Below are 1563 nucleotides of genomic sequence, written 5' to 3'. Positions count from 1 at the left end.
ATTTCCTTATCCTAGCGATACGTTTAATATTCTTATCCATATCATGTTGGGAGTTACAGTGGATAACTTCATAATTACCTTTATTAGAGTACAAAGAACCCCAGCTACATATAAGATCAGTAGTACCAAATAAATTAGCTTGAGTAGTTAATCTATAATATTTATGATCTTTAGTCCAATAAGAAACTGTCATTTTAATTAATGCTCTTCAAATCAAAAGAATTTCAGAATATGTTTTAAGAACTTTTCTTTGTTGAGATTAAGATCTTTGTTTAGTTTGAATCCGCCATTTTTCCAAATACCTACAACTGTTCCATCAGCAAGAGTGAGAGGACAGTGGGGTAATATCGTAGCATCATTCTTAACTTTAGAAAGTACTAGTTTTTCGAGAGAGTAGGCACCGATTCCTTTTCTAATATCATCAGCACATTCTATTAGAGCTTCAATATATTGACTACCTTTTTGAGATAGTGCAAAAATAGAGCTTGCTGTTCTTGATGTCACTTTAGTGACATTACCGACAGCATCCCATATTTCTTTAGGTATCTTAGCGAAATACAAGTAGTTAACAAGTTTTTGTCTTGATATGCTAAGGTTCTTAGCAAGATGTCCTTGCGTTATACTTAAATCCGCAAGTAATCTTGTATAGTATATTCCTTTTGAATAGTCGCATATGTCAAGACCTTGGTTTTCCTTAATCTGAATGATTGCGGCGTGTTCGTCAGTGACGTCCTCAATTACGGCTTTAAGCGGAAGTTCAGCATCTAAGCAAGCTTTCCATCTTCTGCTACCTGCTATGATCTCATACTTAAACTTTGAATCATTTTTGCAATAGCGAAGATGTACAGGCTCTATTTGACCATTCTTTTTGATGTCCCTTGCAAGCTCTATTACATCACCAAACTCGAAGTTGCCTCTATCAGCATACTTCCATCTAGTGCAGTCCTTTGGATCAACAGTTACAATTTGCATCACATTACACCTTTTAAATTAATTGCTTCATATGTGGCAGGAAGTTCTGCTACCAACTAAAATGTCTTACATTTTAGTTGGTAGCTATATATCTGTAAATAAGTGGTTTTAAGGATTGTACACAGCTATAAAGAAGTTTGCAAGTAAAAAAGAATGCAAGAAACAAATAACAACAAATAATGTTGTTGCAGAAAAACACACATCTTACTTTATTATAAAATATACACAGAAAAATATTCTAAATACTTGATAAGTAAAGGAAAAAATGGTACTATCAATATATGAAAAGAAGATAAAACAAACACTTGTTCATTACTAAAAATAACATTTAAAAAGAGGGGCTTATGAATTTAGTAAATACTAAAATAATATCAAATATAAGTAATTTAACAAATATAGAAAAAGAATTAATTGATGAGAGATACGATACAATTTTGTTTAACAATGGTAATTTAATGTTTAAAGCTTCTCATGGATATTTACCACAGTTTCAAGAAGAAATAATTAAATTACTAGATATAGAATTATTTCGTGAAGTTATAATTGAACATATATTTTTGATCATGCCTCCATATTGCAGTTATGCCTATT

General features: G+C 31.2%; 1 protein-coding gene and 2 pseudogenes. 1 reads left to right on the top strand and 2 read right to left on the bottom strand.

Annotation, left to right across the window (positions count from 1 at the left end):
- Together KYQ89_RS05000 and KYQ89_RS04995 are read right to left on the bottom strand one after the other, a co-directional pair.
- A pseudogene (locus KYQ89_RS05000) lies at positions 1 to 193 on the bottom strand (DNA polymerase III subunit epsilon); the annotation flags it as partial.
- 20 nt (positions 194 to 213) lie between these two features.
- Entirely contained in the window at positions 214 to 972 is a 759-nt protein-coding gene (locus KYQ89_RS04995) for a ParB/RepB/Spo0J family partition protein (protein WP_218460664.1), read from the bottom strand.
- Between the two features lie 344 nt (positions 973 to 1316).
- On the opposite strand from KYQ89_RS04995, the pseudogene KYQ89_RS04990 reads away from it, so the two are divergent.
- Positions 1317 to 1563, top strand: a pseudogene (locus KYQ89_RS04990) (hypothetical protein); the annotation flags it as partial.

Origin of the sequence: Rickettsia sp. TH2014 (assembly GCF_019249195.1) — a bacterium.
GTDB lineage: Bacteria > Pseudomonadota > Alphaproteobacteria > Rickettsiales > Rickettsiaceae > Rickettsia > Rickettsia felis.
The sequence above is the reverse complement of the archived record's forward strand: the minus strand, read 5'-3'. Positions and strand labels throughout refer to the sequence as shown.

Bases quoted from the DNA above. Each gene is read 5' to 3' on its own strand.
- KYQ89_RS04995 (WP_218460664.1), bottom strand. From the start codon at position 972: ATGCAAATTGTAACTGTTGATCCAAAGGACTGCACTAGATGGAAGTAT.